1 protein-coding gene is annotated in these 1,006 nt (G+C 39.3%); it reads left to right on the top strand.

The window, feature by feature from the left end; all coding sequences use genetic code 11:
• A partial coding sequence (locus A1D25_RS00550) for an autotransporter outer membrane beta-barrel domain-containing protein (RefSeq protein WP_162853258.1) occupies positions 1-1,006 on the top strand: 1,006 nt, incomplete at both ends.

Genomic DNA, 1,006 nt, shown 5'->3' with positions numbered 1-1,006 from the left:
TAGATTTGCTAACGAATGAAAGCAATATCCCTGATATTCCATCAGCTACAGATGTAACTACAGATACAGAGCAGCCAACAAATGCTACACAGTCTAGTGTGCAACCAGCTCCGTTAAATCCATCAGCGGCATCGACAGCTTCATCAACTCCAGCGACTGTGCCACCAGTTGTTAGACCAGTTATTGTGCCTCTTAACTTAGATTTTACTAAAAAATCTATTGAGCAATTTTCAGCTTCTCGTTTTGCGACAGTTGCACAACAATACTATGGCTTAAAACGTTTACAGCAAGGTTGCTATACTGATGAGAAAGGTTTTTGCTATCGTACTTATGGAGACACAGCTAAAGACGCTTATGGTAATGATTTAACCGCAGGACTCAATTTAGGTTATCAATTTGGTAATGGTTTCCTTGTGGGAACAAGCCTTGAACACAGCTTCTATCGTGCTTTAAATCAGCAGAAGCAAAATCAAAGCAATTTAGGGGTAGGGGCATTTGCTCGTTTACAACACAATAATTGGTATATTTCTCCTGCAATAGCGTGGAATTACCATAATGTGAAAGAGCAACGCCAACAACTAGCATTTACAGAAACGCAAACTCAGCGTAATAAAGCTCAGGGTTTATCTTTTAGCTTAACTGTGGGTCAAGATTTCAAATATGCTAACAACACAGAGTTAGGCTGGTATGCAACCTTAAGCTCAAATAAAACCACTCTTGCTGGATACCAAGAAACAGGTCTGAGATTACCCGTTCATTTCGGCGAAATTCGCTTGAGTGAAAAAACTGCAGCATTAGGCGTAAAACTACAAAAACCGTTTACAGAAAAAGTAAAAGGCGTATTAAATGCTCAGGTTGAACAACAGCTTTCAGGCAAATCACCGGTTTATACGGCACAAGGTAATTATGTTGGAAATATCAATAAAACGATGAAAATCAACACGACTCGTGCAAAACTTCAAGCTGGTATTTCTTATCAGTTGAAACCGAATATGGAAGTGAGTGT

This window comes from Ursidibacter arcticus, assembly GCF_009761375.1.
GTDB lineage: Bacteria > Pseudomonadota > Gammaproteobacteria > Enterobacterales > Pasteurellaceae > Ursidibacter > Ursidibacter arcticus.
The sequence above is the reverse complement of the archived record's forward strand: the minus strand, read 5'-3'. Positions and strand labels throughout refer to the sequence as shown.